The sequence below is a fragment of the Corynebacterium sp. SA-MJD20WY100 genome, assembly GCF_039822565.1.
Taxonomy (GTDB): Bacteria; Actinomycetota; Actinomycetes; order Mycobacteriales; family Mycobacteriaceae; genus Corynebacterium; species Corynebacterium phoceense_A.
In genome coordinates, this window is the sequence record NZ_JBCJKS010000023.1 from 14,893 (window position 1) to 41,274 (window position 26,382).

The following is a 26,382-nucleotide window of genomic DNA, read 5'->3' on the forward strand; positions in this document are numbered from 1 at the left end:
CTATTGTCGGGTGCTATGAACATCCGCCCTGTCACTGAGTCTGATATTCCTGCCTCCGCTGCCGTGTTGGCGGCGGCCTTTGCGAACGACCCGTCTTTCGCGCGGGTGGTGGGGGACTTCGACGCTCCGCGGGAGGCACTCGACGCGTTGTTCCAGGCGCAGCTGCGCACGCAGTATGTTCCGCGCGGCGTGGCGGATATCTGTGAAGACGAGGACGGGGAGGTGCTCGGGGTAGCGCTCTGGGAGCGCCCGGGAATGTCGTTTGGGGCGGGATCGTATGTGCGGCTGGCGAGCGAATTGGCGCGCGTCTTTGGCACCGGTTTGGTCAAGCTCGCGGTGGGCGAAGCACAAGCGGCGAAGTACCATCCGGAATTCCCGCACTGGTACCTCTATACGCTCGTGGTGGAGCCAGGAGCGCAAGGCCAAGGCATTGGTTCTCAGCTGCTGGAGCATGGATTGACGCGCGCAGGAGACGATGCAGTGTATCTGGAAGCTACGACGCAGGGGTCGGCGCGGCTGTATACGCGGTTGGGGTTTGTCCCGCTCGGGGAGATCCCCAGCAAGGACGCAGGCCCCAACGAACTGGCCATGTGGAAGCCGCCGGTGGTCTAGCTCGCCATGACCTTGGTGCTCTCAATCGCCGCGGAGAGGCGGGCGTGGTAGCCGTCCATGAGCCGGCGCAGCCAGAGGCCGAGGACGAGCGCGGGGATGGTGAAGAGGACCAGCAGACAGAGTTCGCGCCACAAATCGCCCTCGTAGGAGCCAGCAATGGCGGCGCGCAGCGCACTAATTGCGTGCGTCGCGGGCAGCCAGGGGCTGACTTTCTGGAAGAACTCCGGCAGTAGCGGCAGCGGATACGAGCCGCCGGCGCCGGAGACTTGGATGACGAGGAGGACGACGGCGATGGCCTTGCCCGCGTTGTCGAAGGTGACGACGAGAGCGTAGACAAGCAGCATAAATACGAGTGCGATCACCCAGCCCACGACGATGAGTTGTATGGGGTGCTGTGGGGCGATTTCGACGAAGAAGATAAGACCCGTCGTCACGAGCGTGGACTGGACAAGTGCGATAAGCGCGAAGGTGAGAAAGCGTCCGAAGAAGATGGCGTTGCGGCTCATCGTAGTCTCGCCGCGGCGGTAGATGCGCTCCGCGTTGGTGTAGATGAACACACATGCAATGAGCGCGCCCACCCACAAAGCGAGCGTGGTGTAGAAGGGCGTCATCGCCGCGCCAAAGGACTTGACGGCGAAGACGGGCTCACGATCCAGCCCCAGCGGCGAGGCTAGGCGCGAGGCGGTAAGCCCCGGATCGTCGCCGACGACGCGCGCGAGCTTATCCAAGTCGCCCGTCTGGCGGGCGTCATCGAGCGCGGAATTGATGCGGTCGAACTCGGCCGACTGTGCGGCGAGTTTGTCCGCGAGCGCGCCTACTTCGTCACGCGAGGATTCCAGGCGTGAGGCCAGTGAGTCGGCACCCGCGGCATTCGCGCGGGCGGCATCGAGATCGGCACGCACCGTGGCGACGTCGTCGGCGACGGCCGCGATGGACTGAGACAGCTCAGCGACCTGTGGCTTGAGATCCGTGGTGTAGCTCGTGCGGGCGTCCTCGACCGCACGCGAGGCGCGATCCACGGCGTCGCGGGCGCGTTGTGCCGCGGCCGAGGTGTCCCGTGCACCGGTCTCAAGGGCGGTGGCGGTCGTGTCCAAAGAGTCGGCCAGCGCGCGAGCCTGGGCGGCGGCGGAATCGAACTGCGTGGTGGGCAGGGCCAGGCCGGCAAGCGCGCCGCGCGCGGTGTCGAGGCCTTTCGCCTGGGATCGGACCTGTGTGGCAAGGTCGTGGAGCTCATCCGGATTGAGCGCGTTGGTGCCCGTCGCGTCGTCGAGGCGGGCGCTTACCGTGCCGAGGCTGGAGGAAGCAGCGGTGAGTGCGGAAGAGAGGGCATCGGCAGACTCGCGCAGCGTCGCGTCGAGATTGACGGGGGAGGATGACTGCGTGGTGGGTGCAGTGGAATCACTCGTATTGGCGCGCGCGAGCAGCGAGTCCGCGCTCGTGGCCAGGGGAATCGCGCCATCGATAAGCCCGGTGAGCGAGCGGACGGTGGCGGAGGCCGAGTTGAGGCGCCCGCCCGTGGTCTGCACGCGCGACTGGATGGTATTGAGCGCCGATTGCGTGTCCTCTTCGTTGAGATAGTCATCGAGCGAGGACAACAAGCCCAGGCCCACGCTTGAGAGCACCTCGGCGAAGCTTTCGTCGATATTAGTAGTCACGCCGGTCGCGACCTTCGAGGTAATCGAGGAGCTCAGCGCGTTCTTCTTTTGGTTGGTATAGAGGTCGAGGCGGGTGGGCTCGGCGCCGTCGAGGTAGAAGGTGAGCATGTCGTCGCTGAAGGACTCGGGTAACACGATGGAGGCGTAATAGTCGCCGGACCTCGTGCCCTCCACGGCGTCAGCGCTGTCGGTGATGACCCAGTCCACGGAGTCGTTGCGCGCGAGCTGGGAGAGGACTTGGTCGCCCAAGTTGACGTTGAGCTTTCCCACATCCGTGGTGTGGCCCTTGTCGTTGCTGGCCACCGCGATGCGCAGGTTGCTCGTGTTGCCAAAGGGATCCCACGAGGCGAGCACGTTGAACGTGGTGAAGATGAGCGGGATGATGAGCACGCCAAAGACGATGAGCGCCGTGATGGTGTTCGTGCGGATGGCGCGCAGGTCGTCGCGCAGGATGGTCAATGCGTTATGCATGGGTATCGCCCTCCGGCAGGGATTCGGCGCGCAGATGGCGGCGCAGTTCGTCCTCTGGCAGGCGCGCGAGGTCTTCGGCGCGGGCTAGGGATTGCTTGACATATTCGAGCGTGAGGATGACGCCGAGGGCTATGAGCGTGACGAGGAGCGAGAGTCCGAAGTAAAGCGCCTTGTTGCCAGCATCGAAGTGCGCGATGACGCCGAGGGCGACGATGAGAAGGAACCCCGCCGCGATGGTGATAGTGACGACCTGCGCGTAGTGCCCGCGCACGCCGCGCCAGCGCCCTCCCAAGCTCGCGGTAAACGCCGTGCGGTCCTGGAGAACCACGAGGAGGTCCGCCAGCTTGTAGCGCGAGCCTTGCGCGTGGATTTCCTCGTGCGTGATGAGGCCGCCCGCGGCGAGTTCCTCGTTGACCATCGTGTTGACGTGGGCAAGGCGGCGAGACAGGATGACGCCCGCGATAAAGGCGACAAGGGCCATGCCAGCGAGCGCTGCGAAGTCGCGCCAATAATGCAGGCCGTAAAAACCGCCCACGGTCTCGCGCATCATGGAAATACCGTAGCTTAACGGCAGCCAGGGGTAGAGCTCGCGGAAGAAGCTGGGCGTCATTTCGATGGGATAGAGCCCGGACGCGCCGGGGATCTGGAGGAAGGCGAGCACGACGGCGATGACGCGCCCGATGTGCCCGAACGTCGAGACGAGGAAGAAAATGATGGACAGGTACGCCAGCGCGATGAGCGCGGCGGTCGCCACGTAGGCGGCGGGGGAGACGGTCTCGACGCCGAACGCGAGGTTGCCCACGGAGACGATGAGCGCCTGGGCTACGGCCATGATGCCGAGGAAGAGGTACCGCGCCGCATACGCCTGGCGCACCGTGCGTGCCCCGTCGACCTCTGAGCGGTAGATGATGAGCAGCATGAACGCGCCAATCCACAGCGCGAGGTTGGTAAATAGCGAGCTCATGCCCGAGCCATAGTGGTCGACGGGAAAGACCGAGTGGCTATCGACCTGTGCCGGCGCGGCCAGGAAGCTCGACACAGCGACGGTATCGAGACCGCGCACGGTGGTGAGCGCTTTATCGTTGTTCGCATCCTGCGTGAGCGCCAGGATATCCGTCCGCGCTGTACGCAGGGTCGACTCGATGTCGCCCAGGTCTGCATCAAAGGAGGCGAGCACCTGGTCCGCGCCCTGCAGCTGCTTTCCGATGCCCCCAATCAACTCGCCAGCCTGCCCCACCAGCTCCTCCTGTGCGTCAAGCCGCGCGCTCAAGCGCGCGGTGGTGGACTCAACTCCGGCGAGCGCCGCGTCGATGCGCGCCGTGCCATCCAACCCGACTTGGGCGTCTTTCGCCTGCGCGACCGCGTCGTCGAGGGCGCCTGTCGCGGTGTCGAGCTCGTCAAGGCCGCGTTGCGTGTCGCCGCGCAGCCGGTCGATGCTGTCCACGGTCACCGCCGCTTGGTCATGCGTCGCCCGCAGATCGCCAGTGAAGTGCTCGGGCACGATATCGAGCAGTACGCCGGTCTGGTCGCGCAGCGTCGTGGCCGCGCGGCTCGCAGCATCAAGGCCGCCCAGCGCCCCGCGCAGCTCGCCCGTAAGCGTGCCCACCGTAGCATTCGCAGCGGCCGTGCCGTCCGCGAGCGCCTTCGTGCCTTCGACCCGCGCGTCGGTGAGGCTGCGGCCGGTCTCGTCTGCGGTCTCCCGGATGCCTGCGGAAAGGGAGTTGACGCGGGTGAGGGAGGAACGGGCATCGGCAAGCGTGGCGCTGACGTCGCGCAGGGTCTGCTGAGTTTGCGCGACCTTGGGCTGGGCCGCGGCAAGCTCGTCGCGCACGCCGGCGAGGGTGCCATGCGCATTCTCCAGCGAGTCCGCAGTCTCGCCGAAGTTGCCCGCCGCGCTGTTTCCCGCATTCGTGAGCTTCGTGCTTAGCTCGCCACCTGAGTCGCGCAGCTCCGAAGTGACGGCCTGCGCGACGGAGTCTTTAAACGTCTCGCCGATGGTCTCCTCGAGCGTCGAGGCGCCCGTGTCCGTGATTTTGGGGGCCACCGCATTGAGCTTCTCGTTGACCTCGTAGCGTAGCGTGGGCTGGTGATACTCGCCCTCGAAGAGGCTCACGAAGTCCTGGCTGAATTCGGCCGGGACCGTGACAGAAGCGAAGACGTCGCCGCGGCGCACGGCCTCGGCCGCCTGGTCCGCGTCCATGAATTGCCAGCCCAGCTTGTGGTTGGCGTGCAGCTTGTCCACGAGCTGTCCACCCACGTCGAGGTGGCCCGTGAGCTCCGAGTCCGCGCCGCGGTCCTCGTTGACCACGGCGACCGGGAGGTGCTCCGTATTTTCATAGGGATCCCAAAAGGCGCGCACGTTGAACCACGAGTAGAGCGCCGGCGTGACAAGGACGCCGATGGCGATGATCCATACCGCAGGCGTGCGCCACACGCGCGCGAGATCTCTGCGGACGATTGACCAGATTGTTGACACGGCGTAAATGGTAACACTTCCTCCGCTTAAGGCCTGTCTTGGATATGGACAATGACGGCGAGTGTTGCAGACCCCGTAAAGTCCTGGGCAGTCTCATATTCGCACAGATTAGGGGCGGTATCTCGCAGGGCGTGGCCGTGCCTCTCGCGCGCTGGCGTTGCTTTACTCCCTACCGACTCAACGAGGGCAATCGAGTAGTAGAGTTTTTCAATTACGCGCGCGTAGCGCGAGCATGGGGACCAATGTGTGCTGCATGACGACCGTACGAAACCGTCCCTAGTTCGGATATCGATACCTCGATTCTCGCTGCGTTGCAGGATGCCACAGGGGCGCGCGAACATTATTCCGACATTTCGGACGAAATTCTGGTGCGGTGTTGTCGTTGTGGCTGCAGGCCTCGTCGCGGCCAGTTGGTTCTTAGGGCTGCACAAACTGTGTGTCGAATGGGTACGAAGCAGACGTCTCAGCTGCGCTGAGCCCAGAGAGGAATCCACGGCCGTCCAAGAATAGGAACCAAGAATAGGAACGAGGCCTTCGCCGGAATGAACCGGTGAGGGCCTCGAAGGCGGCGACGTAGTTTTAGTGCTCGTCGTAGTGGTCGCCGTGGGCGGCGTGGCGGTGACCATCGTGGATGTAGTCGACGTGGTCGCCGTGGGGGATGGCGACGTGGCCGCAGCCCTCGCCGTGGACGTGGCCAGCATGGTCCTCAGCGGCGACGTGCTCGGAGGTTTCGCACTCGTCCCAGTGGCCTTCGTGCAGGCGGTGGATGTGGCCCTCGTGGACGTAGTCGGTGTGGTCGCCGTGCTGGAAAGCAACGTGGCCGCAGCCAGTGCCGTGGGTGTGGGTGTGGGCTTCGTGAACTGCGTGTGTCATGATGTGACTCCTTATCCTTGGTGCACCGAAGAAGTGCAAGTGCAGGTGGGGTGGACGCCCTGCCTGCGTGTTTTCATTACATTTTCAGTAAACCCCATTTTCATTTCGTTTTCAATTGCGGGAGAGTGTCGTAAGTATGGCGTTTGTCACAGTCCAGGTGGGGGCGACGGCGAGAACATGCGTAGGCCATGCACTAGGGTCACAGGGGTGAAGATTTCTCGTCGCCTCAAGCCCCTGTCCGTCTCCGCTGCTGCTGTTCTCGCCGGCACGCTAGGGACCGCGCCGCTCGCGAACGCTGCGGCGCCCGCTATTGCCACGCAGGGCCACATCGTTCAAACCTCCGACGGGACGACGTGCACCATCGGCTACGTCGAAGGCAATCGTGCGTGGACGGCCGCCCACTGTGGTGTCAACGGCCAGGCTGTCTACAACGAGTATGGTTCGCACATCGGTACGCTGCGTTACTTCCGTGAGGAGGGTGCGACCGGCCAGGATATCGCCTATATTCAGTTCGCGGCGGGCACGGTCTCTGGCGGCAACCCGGTCTCGGGGGACGGTATCGGATTCAAGCCTGCGGATGGCAACGGCATTTGCATCACCGGCCGTAACTCGCCGGAGAACTGCGGCACGGTCGTGCGGCGCCCCATGCAGACGGCGGGAATTTACTCGTCGACGGAGCTCTTTAAACAGCACGGTGACTCGGGCGCGGGCGCGTACGTGAAGGGCCAGCCGGGTGTGGTGGGTATCTACTCGGGTACCGCGACGTTTATCCAGGGCGGCAAGCGTCGTGCGTACGAAGACATTGCGTACTTCCCGTCGCCGCAGGAGCGCGCCGGGCTGCCGCAGGGCTACGTGCCGCGCAAGCCCGACCTCGTGCGCCGGGCCAACACAATCTTCGACGTTCCGGCGCTCTACTTCCGCGCGTACCTCGAGCCGGCGGAGGCCATCCTCGCGCTCATCATGGGCGGTTTCAGCCCGGCGGACTTCCGTGGCCTCATGGCAACGCTCGGCATTACTGGCGTGACGATTTAAGGCGGGCTGCATGGAGATTCTCACTCCGCGTCTTACGCAGGCGCTCAACGTTGCCACGCGTGCCCACGATGGGCACTACCGCAAGGCGACGGATATTCCGTACACCTCGCATCTCTTTGGCGTCATGTACCTGGCGAGCAAACAGGGGCTTTCGGCAGACGTGGAGGAAGACGTGCTCATCGCATGTTTGCTCCACGACACGCTGGAGGATGTCCCAGAGAAATACACGGCCGAGCAGATGGAAGCCGATTTCGGCCCGCGGGTGCTCGACATTGTGCTGGGCGTGACGAAGGATGGCACGCTGGGGGACTGGCAGGAGCGCTCGGATGCGTACCTTGCGCACCTGCGTGAGGCCTCGTACGAGTCGGTTGTCGTGTCGGCGTGCGACAAGCTACATAACTTGAGCTCCATCCTTGCTGACCATGAGGTCCTTGGGGACGAGCTGTGGCCGCGCTTCAACTCGGGTAAGCAGCGCCAGCAGTGGTGGTACCGCGCGGTCCTCGAGATTGTCGAGCAGCGCGCACCGGAGCTGCCCTTGCTTGTGGAGTATCGCGCGAAGGTGGAGCGGCTCGCCGCGCTCTAAACGCCGTTAGAGCAGCGCGCCGAGCCGCTGGGCGGCATCGGAAAGCAAGGTGGCGTATTTATCCGCAGGGGAGGGGCGGAAGCGCTCGGCCGAGCCGGAGATGGAGAGCACGGCCATGAGCGTGCCCGCCGCGTTGAGGACGGGCGCGGAGATGGAGGCGAGGCCAGCCTCGCGTTCCTCGATGGACTCGGAGTAGCCGAGCTCGCGGGCCTTATCGACGTCGGCTTGGCTATAGAGGGCATCGGGAATCTCAATGTCTTCAAACGCCGCGATAATGCGCGCCGCGGAACCGGAGTTAAGTGGCAGCTGGCGGCCGGCTGGCACGACGTTGTGGAGGCCGTGTGAGGGTTCCTTGGACGCAATGCACGTACGCGTATCACCGGTGTGCTGATACAGCTGAATGGATTCACCGGTGGTTTCGAGCAGCTGCTCCATGATGGGGGTAGCTGCCTCGATGAGGTGGTCGCGGTTGCCGGGCAGGGCGGGGCCGGCGGTCCAGCGCCCGTCTGCGGTGCGCGTCAAAATACGGTGCGCCTCCAGTGCGGTGGCCAAACGGTGTGCGGTGGCGCGGGGCAGGCCCGTCTCTTCACACAGGTCGCTGAGTGATGAGGGGCGATTGGTGGCGGCCATCATGATGGCAACTGCTCGATCCAATACCTTGATTCCAGAAACTGCGCTATACTCTCCCATATAGTGAAATTTACGTCCCAATTAATGAGATTTCAAGTGGAGTGATTGAAATGTCGGAAAAGCTGACGCTGGCAGAGAAGGTATGGCGCGATCATATCGTGACGAAGGGTGAGAACGGCGCACCGGATCTCATCTATATCGACTTCCAGCTCCTGCACGAGGTCACCAGCCCTCAGGCCTTCGACGGCCTGCGTATGGCCGGTCGAAAGATGCGCCACCCCGAGCTGCACCTGGCCACCGAGGACCACAACGTCCCGACCATTGGGATCAAGACGGGCAACTTGCTCGAAATCAAGGATGAGACCTCCCGGACGCAGGTCTCCACGCTGCGCAAGAACTGTGAAGAGTTCGGCGTGCGCCTCCACTCGATGGGTGACGAGCAGCAGGGCATCGTCCACACAGTGGGGCCGCAGCTGGGCATTACCCAGCCGGGCATGACCATCGTGTGCGGCGACTCACACACTTCGACGCACGGCGCCTTCGGCTCCATCGCCATGGGTATCGGCACCTCCGAGGTCGAGCACGTCATGGCTACGCAAACACTCTCGCTCAAGCCGTTTAAGACGATGGCCATCGAGGTTTCCGGCGAGTTGGCCGAGGGCGTTTCCGCCAAGGACCTCATCCTGGCGATCATCGCGAAGATCGGTACCGGCGGTGGCCAGGGGCACATCATCGAGTACCGCGGCGAGGCCATTCGCAAGCTGTCTATGGAAGCCCGCATGACCATCTGCAATATGTCGATCGAGGCTGGCGCCCGTGCCGGCATGGTCGCTCCAGACGAGACGACCTTCGATTATGTCAAGGGCCGCGAGTTCGCCCCGCAGGGCGCCGACTGGGACGCCGCCGTCGAGTACTGGAAAACCCTGCCCACGGACGAGGGCGCGGAGTTTGACACCGTCGTCCACATCGACGGTTCCTCTTTGACGCCGTTCGTCACCTGGGGTACGAACCCCGGCCAGGGTGCCCCGCTTGCCGATGCCGTCCCGGACCCTGCGTCCGCACCCGACGACAACGCCAAGGCCGCCATCGAGAAGGCGCTCAAGTACATGGATCTGGAGCCGGGCACGCCGCTGCGTGACATCAAGATCGACACGGTCTTCCTGGGCTCGTGCACCAACGCCCGTATCGAGGACCTCCGCGCGGCCGCTGGCGTGCTCAAGGGCCGTCACATCGCTCCGGGAACCCGCATGATGGTCGTCCCGTCCTCCGCGCTGGTCATGAAGCAGGCGGAGGAGGAAGGTCTCGATCAGATCTTCCTCGACTTCGGCGCCGAGTGGCGCACCGCTGGCTGCTCGATGTGCCTGGGCATGAACCCGGACCAGCTCAAGCCAGGCGAGCGCTCCGCGTCCACGTCGAACCGTAACTTTGAAGGCCGCCAGGGCCCGGGCGGCCGCACGCACCTCGTCTCGCCGCTCGTTGCTGCCGCGACTGCCGTGACCGGCCACCTGTCCTCGCCCGCTGATTTGCCCGCCGCCAACTAAAAGGAGAAAGCATCATGGAAAAGTTCGTTACCCACACCGGCACCGGTGTCCCGCTGCGCTACTCCAACGTCGACACGGACCAGATCATCCCGGCTGTCTACCTCAAGCGCGTCACGCGCAGCGGCTTCGACGATGGCCTCTTCGCCAACTGGCGAAAGGACGAGAACTTCATCCTCAACCAGGAACCCTTCAAGCACGGCTCCGTGCTCTTCGCTGGCCCAGACTTTGGTACCGGGTCCTCGCGTGAGCACGCCGTCTGGGCTCTCAACGACTACGGCTTCAAGGCCGTGTTCTCGCCGCGCTTCGCGGACATCTTCCGCGGCAACTCCGGCAAGGCCGGCTTGCTCACCGGCATCATGAGCCAGGAAGATATCGAGCTCATCTGGAAGCAGCTGGAGGCCGGCGACACCGAGGTCACCGTCGACCTCGAAGCCCGCACCGTCACCGTGGGCGGCAACGTCTACACCTTCGAAGTGGATGATTACGTCCGCTGGCGTCTTATGGAGGGCCTTGACGACATCGGATTGACCCTGCGCGACGAGCAGGCCATCACCGATTACGAGGCCACGCGCCCGGCCTTCAAGCCAGCCGTCTGCTAAGGCGCATGCGGGAAGGGATCCCCTGGGATCCCTTTTTGCTGTTTTGCCGCGAAAAGCGCCGCTTTGTGCGTCGGGGAGTCTCGGCAGTGTATGGCCAAAGCCTTGCGCCTCGACTCTCAAGGCCGTTCATGAAAACTCTCGATGTCCGCCCCTATCGGTTCTCCGATGTTCTCGCCCAAATCACGGGCGTTGCGGCCGGACTCGCCGTCCCGCTCGTCGTGTTCCGCCAAACGCTGGACAGGGGCGCCACGGGCATCGTAAGCACGGTCTCCGGCATCGTGTCGATGGCGGGCGCCGTCGCGGATAGGTACCCCCGCAAGCCGGTCATCATCGGATCGTGTTTTCTCGCAGGGCTCCTCGCATTCGGGCTTGCGTGGTCGGCGCTGCCGGGGAATTTTAGCGTCGGACTCTACGGCGCGCCGCTGTGCGCTTTCATGTTCTGCTATTCCATAGGCCAAGCCTGCGCGGACCCGTCGCTGCCACAGCTCGTTGCCGAGGAGGATATCGCTGCGGCACAAGGCTTCATTCAGGCACGCATGCAGTGTGCGGGTCCTATCGGTCTTATTCTCGGCGGGGCGCTCGCGACGCGCTTTATTCAGCGGACCTTGGCCTTCCGCACTCTCATGCTCGTCAACACGGGCTTCCTCGCCGCGGCGTTGGCGTGTGCGGCGCTCGTGCACGATTCGCTCGCCGTCGTCGTCCCGCTGGGTATCGCGGTGCTCTTCGCGCCGGCGGCGGGCGCAGTCATCTACGCCAAGCTCGTCGAGCTCATCGACGAACACGCCTTCGGCCGCGTGACCACCATCCAGTCGACGACGGTGACCACGCTCAGCGGTGTGTGGAACACCCCTCTCGGCTACATCACGAGCGCGTGGTCCTTCCTCGCCGGCTTCTGGGCCTGCGCGGGCCTCGCGGTCCTAGGCTTCGCGACGACCTTCCTCTTTAACTCGGCGGTGGCGCGCGCTAGCGCACCGGCAGCGGACTCGGCAGGTAGTCAGCGCCCGTGAGCTCGCCGCCGTTGAAGGAGAGCACCCACACGGAGGACTTCTTCACCTTGATGTCGTCGAGGGCGTCCTGCATGAACTTAGGGTTGAGCTTGCGGATGACCGCGGGGATGGTCTCGCCCTGGCTTACAACCACGGAGACACCGCCGCGGTCGATGATCTTCTCGAAGGCCTTGAACGCGGCCTTCTTATCGTCGAGCCAGGCCTCGTCGCCGAGGAGCACGTCGCGGTGGATAGGCAGGTTGAGCTCGGCCGCGAGAGGTGCGGCGGTCTGCTCGCAACGGTCAGGCTTCGCGGAGTAGATGGCGGTGGGGTGGTAGGGCAGAAGCATGGGCACGAGCATCTCGGCCTGACGGCGACCTTTCTTATCCAACGGGCGCAGGTTATCGTCGCCGTGCCACTTGCTGCGCTCGTGGGCGCGAGCGTGGCGCACGTAGAGGATGCGCGTGGTCGGCGCGTGCTTCAACCGCTTCTCCGCCTTGTCGAGCACCTGCGTGTCCACCTCGTAGGTGAGCAGTTCGCGGGCTTCCTCGAAGGAGAGCCAGCGGATCTCGTCGACCTCGGCGTTCTTTTCGAATTCGCCGCCGAGCACCTGGCCCATCCAGTAGTAGACGACCTTCGTGCGGCCCTGCACCGGGTAGGTCACCTTGCCGATGAGCTTGCCCAGCTTGACGTCGTAGCCGGTCTCTTCCCAGATTTCGCGCGCGGCGGTGGCGCTGAGGGACTCGCCCGGGTCGACCTTGCCCTTGGCCAGGGACCAGTCGTCGTAGTGCGGGCGGTGAATGACGGCGACTTCCGCGTTGTTGCGCTCGCCGCGCCAGAGCACCGCGCCGGCGGCGAGCGTCGTGCGCTTGAACTCTGCGGCGGGGTCGCGGGGAACGGCCTGGTAGCGGCCAGTGATGAGCATCTCCGAGGCCAGGTCCTTGTCGTCTTCGTGCATCTTCTTTTCAGAGACCATGCCCGTTGCTCCTCCACTAGGGTTGGGTACATCTTTTAGCGTCTAACGTCTTCTATTTTTACTCACGCCCGGCGCGCACGCAGAACTGCCCCGCCCACGTGTCCTAGGATATGAGGGCAACGCACAGACAATGAGAGGGGAAACAATGGTCAACGTCGCTGTCATGGGCGCCGGTTCCTGGGGCACCACGCTGGCGAAGGTCTTCGCTGACGCCGGCAATGAGGTGCGCCTGTGGGTTCGCCGCCCCGAGCTCGCGGAGACCATCGCGACCACCCGCCGCAACGCGGACTACCTGCCGGACGTCGAGCTTCCGGCCGGCGTGACCCCGCTTACCGATGCCGCCTCGGCGCTCAGCGCCGCCGACGTCGTGGTCTTTGGCATTCCCTCTCAGTCCCTGCGTCCCAACCTTGAGGCGTGGGCCCCGCTCCTGCCCGAGGATGCGACGCTCGTGTCCATCTCCAAGGGCGTGGAAACCGCGACGCTGAAAAGGATGAGCGAAGTCATCGTGGACGCGACGGGGGCACGGACAAGCCGGGTGGCCGTCTTGTCCGGGCCGAACCTGGCGAAGGAAATCGCGCAGGAGCAGCCCGCCGCGACCGTCATCGCGTGCGCGGACGAGGAGCGCGCGAAAGCCGTGCAGGAGGCCATCGCGACGTGGTACCTGCGCCCGTATACGAATACGGACGTCGTGGGTGCGGAGGTAGGCGGCGCGTGTAAGAACGTTATCGCGCTGGCGTGCGGTATGGCCACCGGCCGGGGGCTGGGCAACAATACGCTGGCGACGCTCATTACGCGAGGCCTGGCGGAAATCACGCGCCTGGGCGTCAAACTCGGCGCGGACCCGCGCACCTTCGCGGGACTTGCGGGCTTGGGCGACCTGGTCGCGACGTGCTCCTCGGAGCTGTCGCGTAACCGCACCTTCGGTTTCCGCCTGGGCCAGGGCGGCACGCTGGAGGAAGCCAAGGCCGCGACCAACGGCCAGGTCGCGGAGGGCGTGACCTCGTCCGAGTCCATTTTCCGGCTGGCGCAGGCCGTCGGCGTGGAGATGCCCATCACGCAGGCGGTCTATGGCGTGTGCCACCGCGGCGTGCCCGTATCCGACATGGTCGTGGCCCTCATGGGGCGCACCACGAAGCCGGAGTAAGATTCCACCCCATGACGAATAAGACCCGCGTCGCCGTTGTCTACGGCGGCCGCAGCACCGAACACTCCATCTCCTGCGTCTCTGCCGGTGCCATCATGGCGAACCTGGATCCGGAGCTCTACGACGTCGTGCCGGTGGGCATCACCCGTTCCGGCGCGTGGACCCCGGGTTCGCGCGAGGGCCTGAAGATTGAGGGCGAGACGCTGCCCGAGGTCGTCATGGGCGATGAGCTTACGCTCTCGCTCAACCCGGCGACGCGCGGCCAGATTCACAACGTGACGACCGGCGAGCTCTACGCCACCGTCGACGTCGTCTTCCCGGTTCTCCACGGCCCCTACGGCGAGGACGGCACCGTCCAGGGCCTGCTTGAGCTCACTGGCCTGCCTTACGTCGGCCCGGGCGTGCTCGCCTCCGCGGCCGGCATGGACAAGGAGTTTACGAAGAAGCTCGCCGTTGCCGAGGGCCTGCCCGTCACCCCCGAGGTCATCTTGCGCCGCGGCCGCTCCGAGCTCACCGAGGCCGAGAAAGCCACCCTCGGCCTGCCGGTCTTCGTCAAGCCCGCGCGCGGCGGCTCGTCCATCGGCATCTCCAAGGTCTCGGACTGGTCCGAGCTGCCCGCCGCCGTGCAACACGCCTACGACAACGACACGCAGGGCGACCCCAAGGTGATCGTCGAGGCCGAAATCGTCGGCTCCGAGGTCGAGGTGGGTGTCCTCGAATACCCGGACGGCTCCCTGCGCGCGTCCGTGCCGGCGAAGCTCAACGGCATCGAGGATTCGGAGGAGGGCTTCTACGGTTTTGAGACAAAGTACCTCGATGACGTGGTCTCCGCCCAGATTCCCGCCGACTTTGAGCCCGCGATCATCCAGCAGCTCCAGGAGCTCGCCGTCGCCACCTTCCGCGCCTGCGACTGCAAGGGCCTGTCCCGCGTCGACTTCTTCGTTACGGAGGACGGCCCGGTGCTCAACGAGATCAACACCATGCCGGGCTTTACCCCGATTTCCATGTACCCGCAGGTCTTTGCCGCGGTGGGCGTGGATTACCCGACGCTGCTGCACACCCTCGTGCAAACGGCGCTTGCGCACGCGTGATGACATTTGTCATCTCGAAGTGATGACGTAACGCTCTGTTGAGCTTGCCCGCGCGCGGCGATGATAGCCAGCATGAACATCATCGACGTCCGCGGGCTTTCGCGTACTTATAAGAAATTCACGGCAGTAGACGGCTTGAGCTTTACCGTCGCACCGGGGGAGTGCTACGGATTGCTCGGCACGAACGGCGCGGGGAAGACCTCGGCGCTCGAGGTTCTCGAAGGGCTAGCTGCCCCTACTTCCGGCACCGTCGAGGTCCTCGGCGGCGACCCGCGTCGCGACCGCGCCACACTACGCCCGCGCATGGGCATCATGCTTCAGCACGGCGGCCTGCCCAGCGGGCTCACGGTCCGCGAGACCATGAAGCTATGGGCGGGCACCTGCTCCAACCCCCAGCCTGCCGATGCCCTCTTGGACCAGGTTGACCTCCTCCACAAGGCCGACATCAAAGTCGGCGCACTCTCCGGCGGCGAGCAGCGCCGCCTGGACCTCGCGTGCGCCCTGCTCGGCGGCCCGGAGCTCATCTTCCTCGACGAGCCGACCACAGGTCTTGACCCAGAGTCGCGCCGCAACGTCTGGCGCCTGCTGCGTGAGCTCAAGGAATCTGGCGTGACGATGGTTCTCACCACGCACTACCTCGAAGAGGCCGAGTACCTCTGCGACCGTCTGTGCATCTTGCACCGGGGCCGCATCGAGCTCGAGGGCACGCTCGCGGAGCTCGTCGAGACGCGTGCGTCTGAAATCGTCCTCGAGCCGGCCCTCGTGCCGGAGACCCACGCCAGCCAGGCGATCTACGAGGGGGACCGCGCCATCGTCCACACGAACGACCTGGTGACCGATACCCACGGGATCCTTGCCTGGGCACAGGACAATGGCGTGACCTACACGCATTTTGCTGCCCGCCCCGCCACCTTGGAAGACGTCTTCCTCTCTATCGCCGAAGGAGTGAAGTAAATGACCACCCTCATCTCGCCCCGCCGCGCCGGTGCCCTGTCTCGCGCCGAGTCCACCCTGTTCCTGCGCAATCCCACGATCATGGTCATGGCCCTGTTCATGCCCGCATCCATGGCGCTTATCATGTACGGCATTTATGACAGCCAAGCCGGAACTGAGCCGCGGTTGGCGGCCGGGTTCGCCTCCGAGCTTTTTGTCCTCGCCGCGCTGATGTTCGTGCAGTTTTACTCGGTTCTCTCTGCCATCACTGCGCGACGCGACGAAGGCGTGCTCAAGCGCCTGCGCACCGGCGAGGCCACCGATGCCGAGATTCTCTCCGCTGTCGCCGTGCCCGGCGCGCTGATTACCATCGTGAGCACCCTGGTCGTAACAGTAGTGCTCAGTGGATTCGCTGGTGGCACGCCTACCGATGTCTTGCGGCTGGTGCTTGCCGTTGGCTTTGGACTTGCGCTCTCGACCGCATTCGCTTTCGTTACCTCCATCTACACCCGCAGCGTTGAGTCCGCACAGGTGACCTCGCTGCCGGTTATGGGCATGGCGATGCTCTCCCAGTCCGGCATTCGCGAGATGATGCCCGAGCGCGTCCGCGAGCTCGTCGACCGCACGCCGTTCGCCGTTATCTCGGACTTCTCGCTGTCCTCCTGGACTACGGAACCGGTCGGCACGGGGGCAGTTCAGGGCGTGCTCATTCTGCTGGTGTGGACCCTCGCCCTAGGGTACGGGGCCTATTCCAGCATGCGCTGGGACTCTCATCGCTAAAGTATCCAGACGTGAACTTCTTACCAGCCCCGGGAGCGCCGCGCTTTGTGTGGTGGTCCCGTTTGGGGCTGCACATGATCAATGCCGTGCTCGTGGTAGTCGGTGTCAGGAACTGGGGAAGCCTCACCACGCTCCCCGGTGCGGGAGCAGTCGCCGCGTTGGCGTTCTCTGTGGTCACGAGCACCGTCGTCATCGAGCGCCTGCCCGAATACAACCTTGCTCCACGCTGCCCGGTCGACGCGTGGCTGCATCTTAATTACTACGGCGGCCTAGGGATCGTCGCAGGTTGCCTTGCCGTGGTCACGGTCGGCCCGGCGGAGTGGGCGCAGGCCGCCGCGGGCACGGCCGTGATTGTTGCCTCGATTATTGCCGGTTCTTCGCTGCCGCGCTTTCCTGCGGCGTGGCTCCAAGCCGTGGTGCTCACCGCCATGATGTGGCTGTTCCTGGGCCCTGGCCTCGCGGCGCCTTTGTTGATTCTGCCGGCGCTGTGTTACGCCTCCGCCGTGCTTACCCTGTGGTACGTGGGCAGCCTGAAGACCGCCGAGCGCGCCCGGCACCTCGAAGCCGCGCTCAAGGTCAGCGACGAGCGCTTGCGGTTTGCCCAGGAGCTGCATGACACGCTCGGGCAGAACCTCGCCGCGCTGTCTATCAAAGCAGAGCTAGCCCGCGCACTCGTCCGCCGCGGCGACCCACGTCTCGACGAGGAGCTGGAAGAAATCCAGCGCCTCACCAAAGTCTCCATGACGGATATGCGCGCCGTCGTCGACGGCTACCGCCGTGCCTCGCTCGACACGGAGCTCGCAGGTGCCCGCCAGCTGCTCGAGTCTGCGGGCATCCGTGTTACATTCACCGGCGCCGTTGAAGAGGTGCCCGCAGAATTCCGAGAGCGCGCCGGGTGGTTCGTGCGCGAGGCCGCGACAAACGTGCTCAAGCACGCTCGAGCCACTTATGTTGACATCGAAGTACAGGCCAACGCCATCAGCCTGCGCAATGATGGTGCCCCCGGGGAGGCCGGCGAAGAAGCCGGGCTGGCCGCCCTGCGCCGCCGCGGCACGGATATCCACACCCATCACGCTAACGAGACCTTCACGGTCGAAATGAGGTTCCATGATTAAGGTCGCCATTGCGGACGACGAAGCGCTCGTCGCACAATCCCTGGCCACGTTGCTCGGGCTCGAAGACGACATCGAGGTCGTTCGCACCGCCGGCTCGGGGCGCGAGCTCATCGATTGGTGCGCGGTGCACCCCATCGATGTGGCGGTCCTCGATCTGCAGATGCCGGGGCTTGACGGCATCGACACGGCTTCCCAGCTTGCCGATGCCGCCGTCCTCATCGTCACGTCCCACCCACGCCCGCAGGCGCTCAAGCGGGCGCTCGCGGCCAACGTGCTGGGTTTCGTGCCCAAGACCTCGTCTGCCGAGCAATTCGCCCAGGCCATTCGCGCGGTGGCACAGGGCAAGCGCTTCCTCGACCCCGAAGTCGCGGCACTCGCGATTTCGGTGGGCGAGTCGCCGCTCACCGACAGCGAGGCGCGTGTCCTCGAGGCCGCGGGAACGGGTGCCTCCGTCGCGGATATCGCCGCGCAGGTGTGCTTGGCGGCGGGTACGACGCGCAACTACCTGTCCTCGGCGATGGCGAAGACGGGCGCGCAAAACCGCTTCGAGGCCTATACCGTCGCCCGGGAGCGCGGCTGGATTTAGTTCGCGACCTGCTTCGTGGTCTTTGCCAACGCGTCGCTCATGTCCACCAAGGCATCTGTGGCGACGTCCTGCGGCACGGACAAGGCCACGTTGACGTCGCGACCCAGCGCGAACCACGTCGAGGCGGTCGTGCCGCCGGCGAGGGTGGTGTCTTCGAACCACGGCACGTCGTTGACCTGCTGGAGCTGCGCGCCAGCCTTGTAGCCGGGGGCGTCCTCGACGCCGCAGCGCAGCTCGATGGGCTCGCGGCCGTCCGCGGTCCATACGAGCGTGTTCTGTACGGTGCCCTCCGGCAGCTGGTCGAGGCGCGTGTAGTCGCCGAGTTCGCGCGGGGCAGCGTCGAGGAACGCGGCGCATTCGCCGGGGCCAGTCTTCAGAGAGGCGAGGGCCGCGGGGAAGCGTTCCGGGGCATCGCCGGTGAGCGCGTCGAGGTCAAGCCCCGTAGGCTCCTGGTCGTCGAAGGTCGTCACCGCGACGACAGGGGAGCGGTCCGCGGTATACCAGGTGGTCAGATTCGACCCCGGCGTCATGTCGCGGACCTTGAACCACGTCGTGCCATCCACGTCGGTGGTGTGCGCGTACGAGGTGTACTGATAAGGCATGGGCACGCCGCAGCGCAGCGTCACGGCCTCGCCGGAGTTCGTGGACCATGCGGCCACGCCCTCGGGCACGGGGTCGGCGACGGTCGCGCGCGGGTGCCCCATGAACTTCTCGGGCAGCGCGTCGATAAGGGCGGCGCATTCCGCGGAGGCTGCGTCGGGTGAGTCGACCGGCGACATGGCGACGGGGGCGCGTTCGATATTCTCGAAGACGTACTTCGAGCCGAAGATGACTCCAAAGATCAGCGCCAGCGCGAGTGCAAGAGAAACGTAGATGGCGGTGCGGTTAAATAGTGGGGTCATACCTCATGAGTCTAGAGACGAAAGAAGAACGCGTGAAACTCACCCCGACGCTGGCGGATATTGGTGAAAAGCGGGTCATCGAGGCGATCACCTCGGTAGCACCAAGCTCCATCAATGGCGATGACGCGGCAGTTCTCCACACGCCCGTTCCCAACCGTCGCACGGTGGCGACCACGGACCTCCTCGTCGAGGGACGCCACTTCCGGCTCGACTGGTCCACGCCGGAAGAAGTGGGCCACAAGGCTATTGTCCAGAACTTCGCAGACATCGAGGCTATGGGCGCGCGTCCGTCCGCAGCCCTCCTCGGCCTCGCCGCGCCTGCCGATACCCCCATTTCCATCGTCCAAGGCATCGCCCGCGGCATCGCGGAGGCGTCCTCGCACTACAACACGGAGCTCGTGGGCGGCGATGTCACCCAGGCCCGCGAGCTCGTCGTGTCCATTACCGCCATCGGCGCGCTGGGCGGCGACCGCCAGGCGCTCACGCTCGACCGCGCGCGTCCCGGCCAACAAGTCGTCGCGCACGGCAAGATCGGCTGGTCTGCTGCCGGCCTCGCGCTGCTCGAGCGCTTCGGCCGTGCGCTGCCCGAAGGCCACTGCGAGCTCTGGCCGCTCATCGACGCCCACTGCGCGCCGTGGATTACCCCCGGCCGCGGCCAAGTCGCTCGCGCCACCGGGGTGACGGCGATGACCGATAACTCCGATGGCCTCATCCCGGATCTCACCACGATTGCGGCGCGCTCCGGGGTAAGCATCGACCTCTGCGCCGACGCCATCAAGCCGGATCCGCTGCTCGTGCAGGCCGGAGCGCTGCTGGGCCGCGACCCGCTCGAGTGGGTCCACGCCGGCGGCGAGGACCACACGCTGCTCGCCACGACAGCCAAGCCGGCCCCCAGCGGCTTCCGCGTCATCGGTGAGGTCATTCGCGGCGAGGGCGTGACCGTCGACGGCAGACCGTCCCCCTATACGAAAGGCTGGGCCTCCTTCTAATGCACGCCACCTGGGAAAAAATCCTTCACGACGTCCCGCGCCCCCACATCGACGGCGAGTTCCTGCCGCCTGCAGCGGACGTCTACCGCGCCTTCGACATGCCGCAGCCCGACGTCAAGGTGCTCATCGTCGGCCAGGACCCGTATCCCACGCCCGGCCACGCCATGGGCCTGGCATTCTCCACAGCAGCAGGCGTGAAACCCCCGCGCTCGCTCGTCAACATCTATAAGGAACTCCACGACGACCTCGGCATCGACGCGCCGCACGACGGGGATCTGACGAAGTGGACCGAGCAAGGCGTCCTGCTGCTCAACCGCGTGCTCACCACCGCGCCAGGCCAGGCCGGCGCCCACCGTCGCCAGGGCTGGGAGGCCGTGACCGAGGCCGCCATCCGCTCGCTCAACCGGAAGCCCATGGTCGCCATCCTCTGGGGCCGAGATGCCCAAGCCTGCGCGCGGTTTATCCCGGATGTCCCGCGCATCGAGTCGCCGCATCCGTCGCCGCTGTCCGCGCGCCGGGGATTCTTCGGCTCGCGGCCGTTTTCCCGCGCGAATCAACTTCTGGCGGACCAGGGTGCCGCCCCCGTGGACTGGCGCTTGTAAGATACGTGACTATGTCTCAACCGGAAACCTTAGACGCGGACGGTCTCTACCACTGGGCGCAGCGCGCCGTGGCGGAGCTCGCCCGGCACCGCGCTGATATCAACGCGCTCAACGTGTTTCCGGTCCCGGACGCTGACACCGGCTCCAATATGGCGCACACCATGGAGGCCGCGCTCGCGCAGGCCGACCGCGGCGGCGACGTCGCTGAGGCCCTCGCCGTCGGCTCCGTGCGCGGCGCCCGCGGCAACTCCGGCATGGTCTTGTCCCAGGTCCTGCGCGCGCTCGCAGATTCCACCACGGACTCCCGCGTGGACGCCGCCGCGCTTGCCGATGCCCTCTCGCTCGCCGTCGAGCTCGTCGACCGCGCCATCGCCGACCCTGTCGAAGGCACCATCGTCACCGTCCTGCGCGCGGCCGCCGCTGCTGCCGATGCCGCCCTCGCCGAGGGCTTAGCCCTCTACCCGCTGCTCGAGCGCGTGCTCGCCGCGGCCCAGGAAGCCCTCGATGCGACGCCGTCCCAGCTGCCTGCCCTGCGCGAGGCGGGCGTCGTCGACGCCGGCGGCGCGGGCCTGCTCGTGCTGCTCGATTCGCTGCGCGCGGAGCTCGACGGCGCGCAGCTTACCGAGGCCGTTGCACCCGTCGAGTCCACCGGCGAGCTCGAAGTCATCTTCTACTTCGAAGGCGACGTCGACGCGCTGGCGGCCGAAATCGCGCCGCGGGGCAATTCGCTCGTCGTCGCTCGTGATGGCGAGCGCGCCGCCCGCGTGCACATTCATACGACCGAGGCCGGACCGCTCGTCGAACTCGCGTTTGCGCGCGGCGCCGTGTCGAACCTGCGCCTGGAGGCGCTGCCGGGCGTGCCGGAGGGGGCATCGGAAAGCGTGGGGCGCACGGTGTGGGCTGCGGCTCCGGCTGGTCCCTTGGCCGAGCTCTTCGCGGGCGCAGGCGCAGAGGTAGTTGAACCCGGCCGCGCCGTCGAGGCGAACCCCGGCGATATCTTCCTGGTCAACGGCTCGAAGGGCAACCCCGGGGAAGCGCGCGTCGTGCCCACCGATTCCTACGTCGCGGGCATCGCGGCGCTGTCGGTCTACGACCCCACGAACGCGGACATAGATGCCGTGGTGTCGACCATGCGCGATGCGGCGCGGTCCATGCGGGTCGTGCGCCCGGCGGCGGAGACCTTTGATGCGCTCGTCGTGGCGGCGCGCCGTCTGCTCGCCGAGGGCGGGGAGCAGGTGACGATTCTCTCCGCGCGCGCGGTGGACGCGACGGCGCTAACATCGAAGCTCGGGGTGGAGGTCATGGCGCTCACGGCCCCGGGGATCGAAACGGAAATCGGAGTGGAGTAGGCACATGTTGGGGTGGCGTGACGACCGGCCGTTGGCAGACGTCTTGCCTACGGAGGCCGTAAAAACCCTGCGGAAGTCCTTCAAGTTTTCCACGTGTGGCGACCTGCTCGCACACTATCCGCGCACATACCTGCGCGGCTCGACGGATGTCGGGGCCGGCGGGGCCATCGAGGGCGAGTACGTCACCGTCACCGCGTCCGTTGTCAACGTCACCCAGTCCGAGACGCGCACGGGCAAGCGGGTTATCAACGTAGCGCTCGACAACGGCTTCCAGGCTGCGTTCTTCGGCCAAATGTGGGTCTTCCGCGTGCTGCGGCCGGGCGCGCGCGTGATCATCGCCGGCAAGCTGAAATTTTTCCGGCATACGCCGCAGCTGCAGAACCCCAAGTTCATGCTGCTGGGCAAAGATGCGAAGAAGGCCCAGGGGACGAAGGAGTTTCGGGAGCTGGCGATGTTCGGTTCGCTCGCCGAGCTGCTCGCGGACCGGCCGTGGATTCCCATCTACCCGGCGACGGAGAAGGTAAGCTCGTGGTTCCTGCTCGGTGCCATTCACCAGGTCCTCGAGTCGCTGCCGGAGATTCCGGAGCCGCTCGACTACGAGGTGCCGCTCAGCTATGACCAGGCGCTGCGCCAGGTTCACGAGCCGCCCTTCGAGGGCCCGTATATGGCGATCCATCGCCTCAAGTACAACGAGGCACTCACCGTCGGGTTAGTCATGGCGCTGCGCCGCCGCGATGCGCTGGGCCACGTCGCCCCGGCCTTGCCGCCGCGCGAGGACGGCCTGCGCGCGGCGCTGCTGTCCTCGTTGCCGTTCGAGCTCACGCAGGGCCAGCGCGACGTGCTCGGCGATATCTCGCACGATATCTCGCAAGTCTTCCCCATGCAGCGCCTGCTCCAGGGCGAGGTCGGCTCCGGTAAGACGATGGTCGCGCTGCTCGCGATGCTCCAGGCCGCGGATTGCGGTTACCAGTCCGCGCTGCTTGCGCCCACGGAGGTCCTGGCCTCGCAGCATTTCGCGTCGATTTCCGCGCAGGCCCCGGCGGGTGTCAACGTCGTGCTGCTCACCGGTTCGATGAAGACGGCGGCCAAGCGCCAGGTGTTGCTCGATATCGTCAGCGGCGAGGCCGACATCGTGATCGGCACCCACGCGATTATCCAGGACACCGTAGAGTTTTACGACCTGGGCCTCGTGGTCGTCGACGAGCAACACCGTTTCGGCGTCGAACAGCGCGACACGCTGCGCGGCAAGGCACAGCAGTATCCGCACATGCTGGTGATGACGGCGACGCCCATTCCGCGCACGATCGCCATGACGGTCTTCGGCGACCTGTCCGTCTCGACACTGCGCGAGCTGCCCGGCGGGCGCAAGCCCATCCAGTCCTTCGTCGTGCCGGAGTCCAACGAGGCGTGGGTCGCGCGCGGTTGGGCGCGCATCCGCGAGGAAGTCGCCAAGGGCCACCAGGCGTATATCGTGGCGCCGCGCATCGAGGACACCGGCGGCGTCAAAGAGCTCATGGAGGAACTTGAATTCGGGCCGCTGCAGGGGCTGCGCTTGGCGATGCTCCACGGCAAGATGTCCGATAAGGACGAGGTCATGGCCGCCTTCGCGCGCGGCGAGTACGACGTGCTCGTGGCCACGACCGTCATCGAGGTCGGCGTCGACGTGCCGAATGCGACCATCATGCTCATCCGAGAGTCCGAGAATTTCGGCGTCTCCCAGCTCCACCAGCTACGCGGCCGTGTGGGCCGTGGCGGCAACGCCTCGCTGTGTCTCTTCCACACGCTCGCCGCGCCCGGGTCGGCGTCGTTCCAGCGCGTGAACGCCATTGCTCAGACGAGCTCCGGCTTTGACTTGGCCGAGCTCGACCTCGCCAACCGCAAGGAGGGCGACATCCTGGGCACGCTGCAGTCCGGCGAGCACCGCACGCTGCGGTTGCTCAACCTGCTCACCGACGGCGAGACCATTTCGCGAGCCAGCTTCGACGCCACCGGGCTCGTGGCGCGCAACGAGCCGCTTGCGCGCGAACTCGTTGCGGAGCTCACGGACGACGAACAAGCGTATCTCGACAAGTCCTAGCGGGAGCCGTGCGCTAAGGTGTTACGCATGAATATTTGCGCGCCTTTTGCTGGTATCGTGCGCTACCACGTCGCCGCGGGCCAAGTCGTCGAGGCCGGGCAGGTCATCGCCACGGTCGAGGCCACGAAGCTTGAGTCTCCCGTCGCCACGCCCTGGCCCGGCGTTGTTACGTCCTTGGCACATGCGGACTTTGATGACGTCCATGGGGGAGACGTCCTGGCCGTCGTGGGGGCATCGGAAAGCGGGGCAGCATGACGCGCATTATCGCGGGCGAAGCGCGCGGACGCCGGCTCAAGGTGCCCGAGGAAGGCACGCGGCCGACCTCGGACCGTGCGCGCGAAGGGCTGTTTTCTTCGCTCACCATGCGCTGGGGCTTTGAGGGATCGCGCGTGCTCGACCTCTTTGCGGGCTCCGGCGCGTTGGGACTCGAGGCCGCCAGCCGCGGCGCCGACGAGGTCGTGCTCGTCGAGCAGTCTTCCGCTGCCGCCCGCGTCATCCGCCATAACATCGGCGTGGTCAAGCATCCAGGCGTGACGCTCAAGGAAATGAAGGTGGGCACGTATTTGGCGACGGCGCCGCGCGGGTACTTCGACATGGTGCTCGCGGATCCGCCGTATGCGTTTGATGACGTGGATGGGCTCGTGGCCGCGATTGAGCCAGTCCTCGAGGACCGCGCCATCGTGGTCATCGAGCGGCCCGTCGACTCGGCGCCGACGGTCTGGCCTGCCGGGTTTACGGAGACGGGCCAGAAGCTGAAGAAGCGCACCTTTGGTATCGCGCGCATGGATATGGCGATTTTCGACCGGACGGATATGGAGCAATCTCATGACTAAGAAGGCCGTGTGCCCAGGGTCCTTTGACCCGATGACGATGGGGCACCTGGATATTTTCACCCGCGCGAGCCGCCTCTTCGATGAGGTGACAGTGCTCGTGACGGGTAACCCGGATAAGCCGTCGGGCCTGTTCACGGTGGAGGAGCGCGTGGCGCTTATCCGTGAGGTCGTGCCGGAGAATATCAAGGTCGATTTCTGGTCGGGCTTGCTCGTGGACTACACCTCGGAGCACCACATCGACACGATCGTGAAGGGGCTGCGTTCCTCGCTCGACTACGAATATGAGCTGCCCATGGCTCAGATGAACCGGCGTCTCACAGGCGTGGAGACCACCTTCTTGCTCACGGATGAGAAGTACGGCTACATCTCGTCCTCGCTGGCCAAACAGGTCGCACAGTTCGGCGGCGACGTCACCGGACTTTTCCCGGAGCCGGTCCACAGCGCAGTCGTGGAGAAATTCGCATGATGCTCGTTGCTCTCGGAGTGTTCGTCTCTATCTTTCTCGGTTCCTGTCTCCAGCGCGTGTCTGGCATGGGCATGGGACTCGTGGGCGGGCCTCTGCTCATGCTCTTGCTCGGTCCGGTGCAAGGCATCATGGTCATTAACGTGTTGGCGTGTATCAACGCGGCGATGCTCACCTACACCGCGCGCGACCGCGTGGACTGGCGCAAGTTCGGTGCCATTGCCTCCGTCATGGTCTTTGGCTCCATCCCGGCGGCGTTCCTCATTCGCTCCATCGATACCGCGCCGTTGCTCGTCATTGCGGGCGGCGCGCTACTCATCGCGCTCGGCGTGGTGACCCTTGGCAAGAAGTACGTGCCGCACCTTCACGGCCTAGGACCCATGCTTTCGGCCGGGGTGCTGGGTGGCTTCACGAATACTCTCGCGGGTATCGCGGGCCCCGTCATCACGGTCTACGCGCAGGCGGCGCGCTGGGAGCACTCCATGTACACGGCGACGCTCCAGCCCATCTTCATGGTCGGCGGCGCCATCTCCGTGACGGCAAAGCTCGTCACGGGTGCGGGATCGCTCTCGCACGCCTCGTGGCTCGTATGGCCGGCGGGCATCCTGGGCATGATTCTGGGCATCGTCATCGGAGCGCGCCTGGCTGGGCGAATTCCGCGCGACAAGGCGCACAAGCTCTCGCTCGCCGTGGCCGCAGCGGGCGCCGCGGTGGCGATGCTCCGTGGTGTGGGTCAGCTCTAGCTGTTCGCGAATTCCTCCTCGAGCAGTTGCTTTTCTTCTTCCACCCACGCAGGCAACGGGCCTTCCAGCTCCGGCGCGACCGGCGTGCCCGGCGGGTGATACCAGCCTTTCGGCGGCACCCAGTAAATCGTCCCACGCCTTCTTAAGAACCCGCGACCATCCACCTCGTTGACCGAATTGTGATACTGGCACGCAATCGTAAGATTCTCCGGACTCGTCTCCCCGCCGTTGCGCCAAGCCTGAAGGTGGTGCACCTGGCAATCATGCGCGCCCTTCGAACAGCCCGGCCACGGGCAGACGGGATTTTCGCCCATGGCCATCAGCCGCTGCTTCGTGGAGGC

At 65.5% G+C, this 26,382-nt stretch carries 27 protein-coding genes; 20 read left to right on the top strand and 7 right to left on the bottom strand.

All coding sequences use genetic code 11. The features are described from left to right. Positions 1-15: 15 nt before the first annotated feature. Positions 16-612 (top strand): GNAT family N-acetyltransferase, encoded by a 597-nt coding sequence (locus ABJ196_RS11010; RefSeq protein WP_347307079.1) that lies wholly within the window; start codon positions 16-18, stop codon positions 610-612. Here the strand turns inward: ABJ196_RS11010 and ABJ196_RS11015 are convergent. From ABJ196_RS11015 to ABJ196_RS11025, 3 genes are all read right to left on the bottom strand, one after another. After that, entirely contained in the window at positions 609-2,738 is a 2,130-nt protein-coding gene (locus tag ABJ196_RS11015; protein ID WP_347307081.1) for a YhgE/Pip domain-containing protein, read from the bottom strand. The genes ABJ196_RS11010 and ABJ196_RS11015 overlap by 4 nt on opposite strands. Further along, positions 2,731-5,214: a YhgE/Pip domain-containing protein gene (locus ABJ196_RS11020; protein WP_347307083.1), complete on the bottom strand. Its 2,484-nt coding sequence runs from the start codon at positions 5,212-5,214 to the stop codon at positions 2,731-2,733. The genes ABJ196_RS11015 and ABJ196_RS11020 overlap by 8 nt, the downstream gene beginning before the upstream one ends. 579 nt (positions 5,215-5,793) lie before the next feature. Next, positions 5,794-6,087 carry a hypothetical protein gene (locus ABJ196_RS11025; protein WP_347307085.1) on the bottom strand — a complete coding sequence of 98 codons (294 nt, stop codon included), beginning with the start codon at positions 6,085-6,087 and terminating at the stop codon, positions 5,794-5,796. A 207-nt stretch (positions 6,088-6,294) separates the two neighbouring features. On the opposite strand from ABJ196_RS11025, the gene ABJ196_RS11030 reads away from it, so the two are divergent. Beyond that, a complete protein-coding gene (locus tag ABJ196_RS11030) occupies positions 6,295-7,119 on the top strand; it encodes a hypothetical protein (RefSeq protein WP_347307087.1) in 825 nt (274 codons plus the stop codon). Between the two features lie 10 nt (positions 7,120-7,129). Further along, the gene (locus ABJ196_RS11035; RefSeq protein ID WP_347307089.1) at positions 7,130-7,702 is read left to right on the top strand and encodes an HD domain-containing protein; all 573 of its coding nucleotides are present in this window, start codon (positions 7,130-7,132) and stop codon (positions 7,700-7,702) included. Between the two features lie 6 nt (positions 7,703-7,708). On the opposite strand, the gene ABJ196_RS11040 is transcribed toward ABJ196_RS11035, so the two are convergent. Beyond that, positions 7,709-8,392, bottom strand: coding sequence for an IclR family transcriptional regulator (locus ABJ196_RS11040; RefSeq protein WP_141629026.1), 684 nt, complete (start codon positions 8,390-8,392; stop codon positions 7,709-7,711). Between the two features lie 50 nt (positions 8,393-8,442). On the opposite strand from ABJ196_RS11040, the gene leuC reads away from it, so the two are divergent. The 3 genes from leuC (at position 8,443) to ABJ196_RS11055 (ending at position 11,479) form a co-directional block, all read left to right on the top strand. Continuing rightward, a complete protein-coding gene (gene leuC, locus ABJ196_RS11045; RefSeq protein ID WP_347307091.1) occupies positions 8,443-9,873 on the top strand; it encodes a 3-isopropylmalate dehydratase large subunit in 1,431 nt (476 codons plus the stop codon). A 14-nt stretch (positions 9,874-9,887) separates the two neighbouring features. Then, positions 9,888-10,472 carry a 3-isopropylmalate dehydratase small subunit gene (leuD, locus tag ABJ196_RS11050; protein ID WP_347307093.1) on the top strand — a complete coding sequence of 195 codons (585 nt, stop codon included), beginning with the start codon at positions 9,888-9,890 and terminating at the stop codon, positions 10,470-10,472. Positions 10,473-10,600: 128 nt separating this feature from the next. Then, positions 10,601-11,479 carry a hypothetical protein gene (locus ABJ196_RS11055; RefSeq protein ID WP_347307095.1) on the top strand — a complete coding sequence of 293 codons (879 nt, stop codon included), beginning with the start codon at positions 10,601-10,603 and terminating at the stop codon, positions 11,477-11,479. On the opposite strand, the gene ABJ196_RS11060 is transcribed toward ABJ196_RS11055, so the two are convergent. Then, positions 11,436-12,434, bottom strand: a complete 999-nt coding sequence (locus ABJ196_RS11060) for an NUDIX hydrolase (RefSeq protein WP_347307097.1) — start codon at positions 12,432-12,434, stop codon at positions 11,436-11,438. The genes ABJ196_RS11055 and ABJ196_RS11060 overlap by 44 nt on opposite strands. Positions 12,435-12,579: 145 nt before the next feature. Here ABJ196_RS11060 and ABJ196_RS11065 point away from each other — a divergent pair, with 145 nt between their 5' ends. The 6 genes from ABJ196_RS11065 to ABJ196_RS11090 all read left to right on the top strand — a co-directional run bounded on the left by ABJ196_RS11065 (position 12,580) and on the right by ABJ196_RS11090 (position 18,083). Continuing rightward, entirely contained in the window at positions 12,580-13,578 is a 999-nt protein-coding gene (locus ABJ196_RS11065; RefSeq protein WP_347307099.1) for an NAD(P)H-dependent glycerol-3-phosphate dehydrogenase, read from the top strand. An 11-nt stretch (positions 13,579-13,589) separates the two neighbouring features. Beyond that, positions 13,590-14,669: a D-alanine--D-alanine ligase family protein gene (locus tag ABJ196_RS11070; RefSeq protein ID WP_257071118.1), complete on the top strand. Its 1,080-nt coding sequence runs from the start codon at positions 13,590-13,592 to the stop codon at positions 14,667-14,669. A gap of 72 nt (positions 14,670-14,741) precedes the next feature. Next, positions 14,742-15,623: an ABC transporter ATP-binding protein gene (locus ABJ196_RS11075; RefSeq protein ID WP_347307102.1), complete on the top strand. Its 882-nt coding sequence runs from the start codon at positions 14,742-14,744 to the stop codon at positions 15,621-15,623. Further along, positions 15,624-16,382 carry an ABC transporter permease gene (locus ABJ196_RS11080; RefSeq protein ID WP_347307104.1) on the top strand — a complete coding sequence of 253 codons (759 nt, stop codon included), beginning with the start codon at positions 15,624-15,626 and terminating at the stop codon, positions 16,380-16,382. Between the two features lie 11 nt (positions 16,383-16,393). Then, positions 16,394-17,497: a histidine kinase gene (locus ABJ196_RS11085; RefSeq protein WP_347307106.1), complete on the top strand. Its 1,104-nt coding sequence runs from the start codon at positions 16,394-16,396 to the stop codon at positions 17,495-17,497. Further along, entirely contained in the window at positions 17,490-18,083 is a 594-nt protein-coding gene (locus tag ABJ196_RS11090; RefSeq protein WP_347307108.1) for a response regulator transcription factor, read from the top strand. The genes ABJ196_RS11085 and ABJ196_RS11090 overlap by 8 nt, the downstream gene beginning before the upstream one ends. Here ABJ196_RS11090 and ABJ196_RS11095 read toward each other — a convergent pair. Continuing rightward, positions 18,080-18,985, bottom strand: a complete 906-nt coding sequence (locus ABJ196_RS11095) for a DUF3515 domain-containing protein (protein ID WP_347307109.1) — start codon at positions 18,983-18,985, stop codon at positions 18,080-18,082. The two genes, ABJ196_RS11090 and ABJ196_RS11095, sit on opposite strands and share 4 nt — an antisense overlap. A gap of 5 nt (positions 18,986-18,990) precedes the next feature. Between ABJ196_RS11095 and ABJ196_RS11100 the strand changes: the two genes are divergently transcribed. The 8 genes from ABJ196_RS11100 to ABJ196_RS11135 are packed head-to-tail and all read left to right on the top strand — an operon-like array spanning position 18,991 to position 26,041. Next, a complete protein-coding gene (locus ABJ196_RS11100; protein ID WP_347307110.1) occupies positions 18,991-19,974 on the top strand; it encodes a thiamine-phosphate kinase in 984 nt (327 codons plus the stop codon). Next, positions 19,974-20,576 (top strand): uracil-DNA glycosylase, encoded by a 603-nt coding sequence (locus ABJ196_RS11105; RefSeq protein ID WP_347307111.1) that lies wholly within the window; start codon positions 19,974-19,976, stop codon positions 20,574-20,576. Before ABJ196_RS11100 ends, ABJ196_RS11105 begins: the two co-directional genes overlap by 1 nt. Positions 20,577-20,587: 11 nt before the next feature. Continuing rightward, the gene (locus ABJ196_RS11110; protein WP_347307112.1) at positions 20,588-21,925 is read left to right on the top strand and encodes a DAK2 domain-containing protein; all 1,338 of its coding nucleotides are present in this window, start codon (positions 20,588-20,590) and stop codon (positions 21,923-21,925) included. Positions 21,926-21,929: 4 nt separating this feature from the next. Then, the gene (locus tag ABJ196_RS11115; protein WP_347307113.1) at positions 21,930-24,002 is read left to right on the top strand and encodes an ATP-dependent DNA helicase RecG; all 2,073 of its coding nucleotides are present in this window, start codon (positions 21,930-21,932) and stop codon (positions 24,000-24,002) included. Between the two features lie 27 nt (positions 24,003-24,029). Next, a complete protein-coding gene (locus ABJ196_RS11120; protein ID WP_347307114.1) occupies positions 24,030-24,257 on the top strand; it encodes an acetyl-CoA carboxylase biotin carboxyl carrier protein subunit in 228 nt (75 codons plus the stop codon). After that, a complete protein-coding gene (gene rsmD, locus ABJ196_RS11125) occupies positions 24,254-24,835 on the top strand; it encodes a 16S rRNA (guanine(966)-N(2))-methyltransferase RsmD (RefSeq protein ID WP_347307115.1) in 582 nt (193 codons plus the stop codon). The genes ABJ196_RS11120 and rsmD overlap by 4 nt, the downstream gene beginning before the upstream one ends. After that, positions 24,828-25,301 carry a pantetheine-phosphate adenylyltransferase gene (gene coaD / locus ABJ196_RS11130; RefSeq protein ID WP_347307116.1) on the top strand — a complete coding sequence of 158 codons (474 nt, stop codon included), beginning with the start codon at positions 24,828-24,830 and terminating at the stop codon, positions 25,299-25,301. Before rsmD ends, coaD begins: the two co-directional genes overlap by 8 nt. Continuing rightward, positions 25,301-26,041 (top strand): sulfite exporter TauE/SafE family protein, encoded by a 741-nt coding sequence (locus tag ABJ196_RS11135; RefSeq protein WP_257036942.1) that lies wholly within the window; start codon positions 25,301-25,303, stop codon positions 26,039-26,041. The genes coaD and ABJ196_RS11135 overlap by 1 nt, the downstream gene beginning before the upstream one ends. Here the strand turns inward: ABJ196_RS11135 and ABJ196_RS11140 are convergent. After that, the coding region (locus ABJ196_RS11140) for an HNH endonuclease signature motif containing protein (protein WP_347307117.1) at positions 26,038-26,382 on the bottom strand (345 nt) is incomplete at its 5' end. The two genes, ABJ196_RS11135 and ABJ196_RS11140, sit on opposite strands and share 4 nt — an antisense overlap.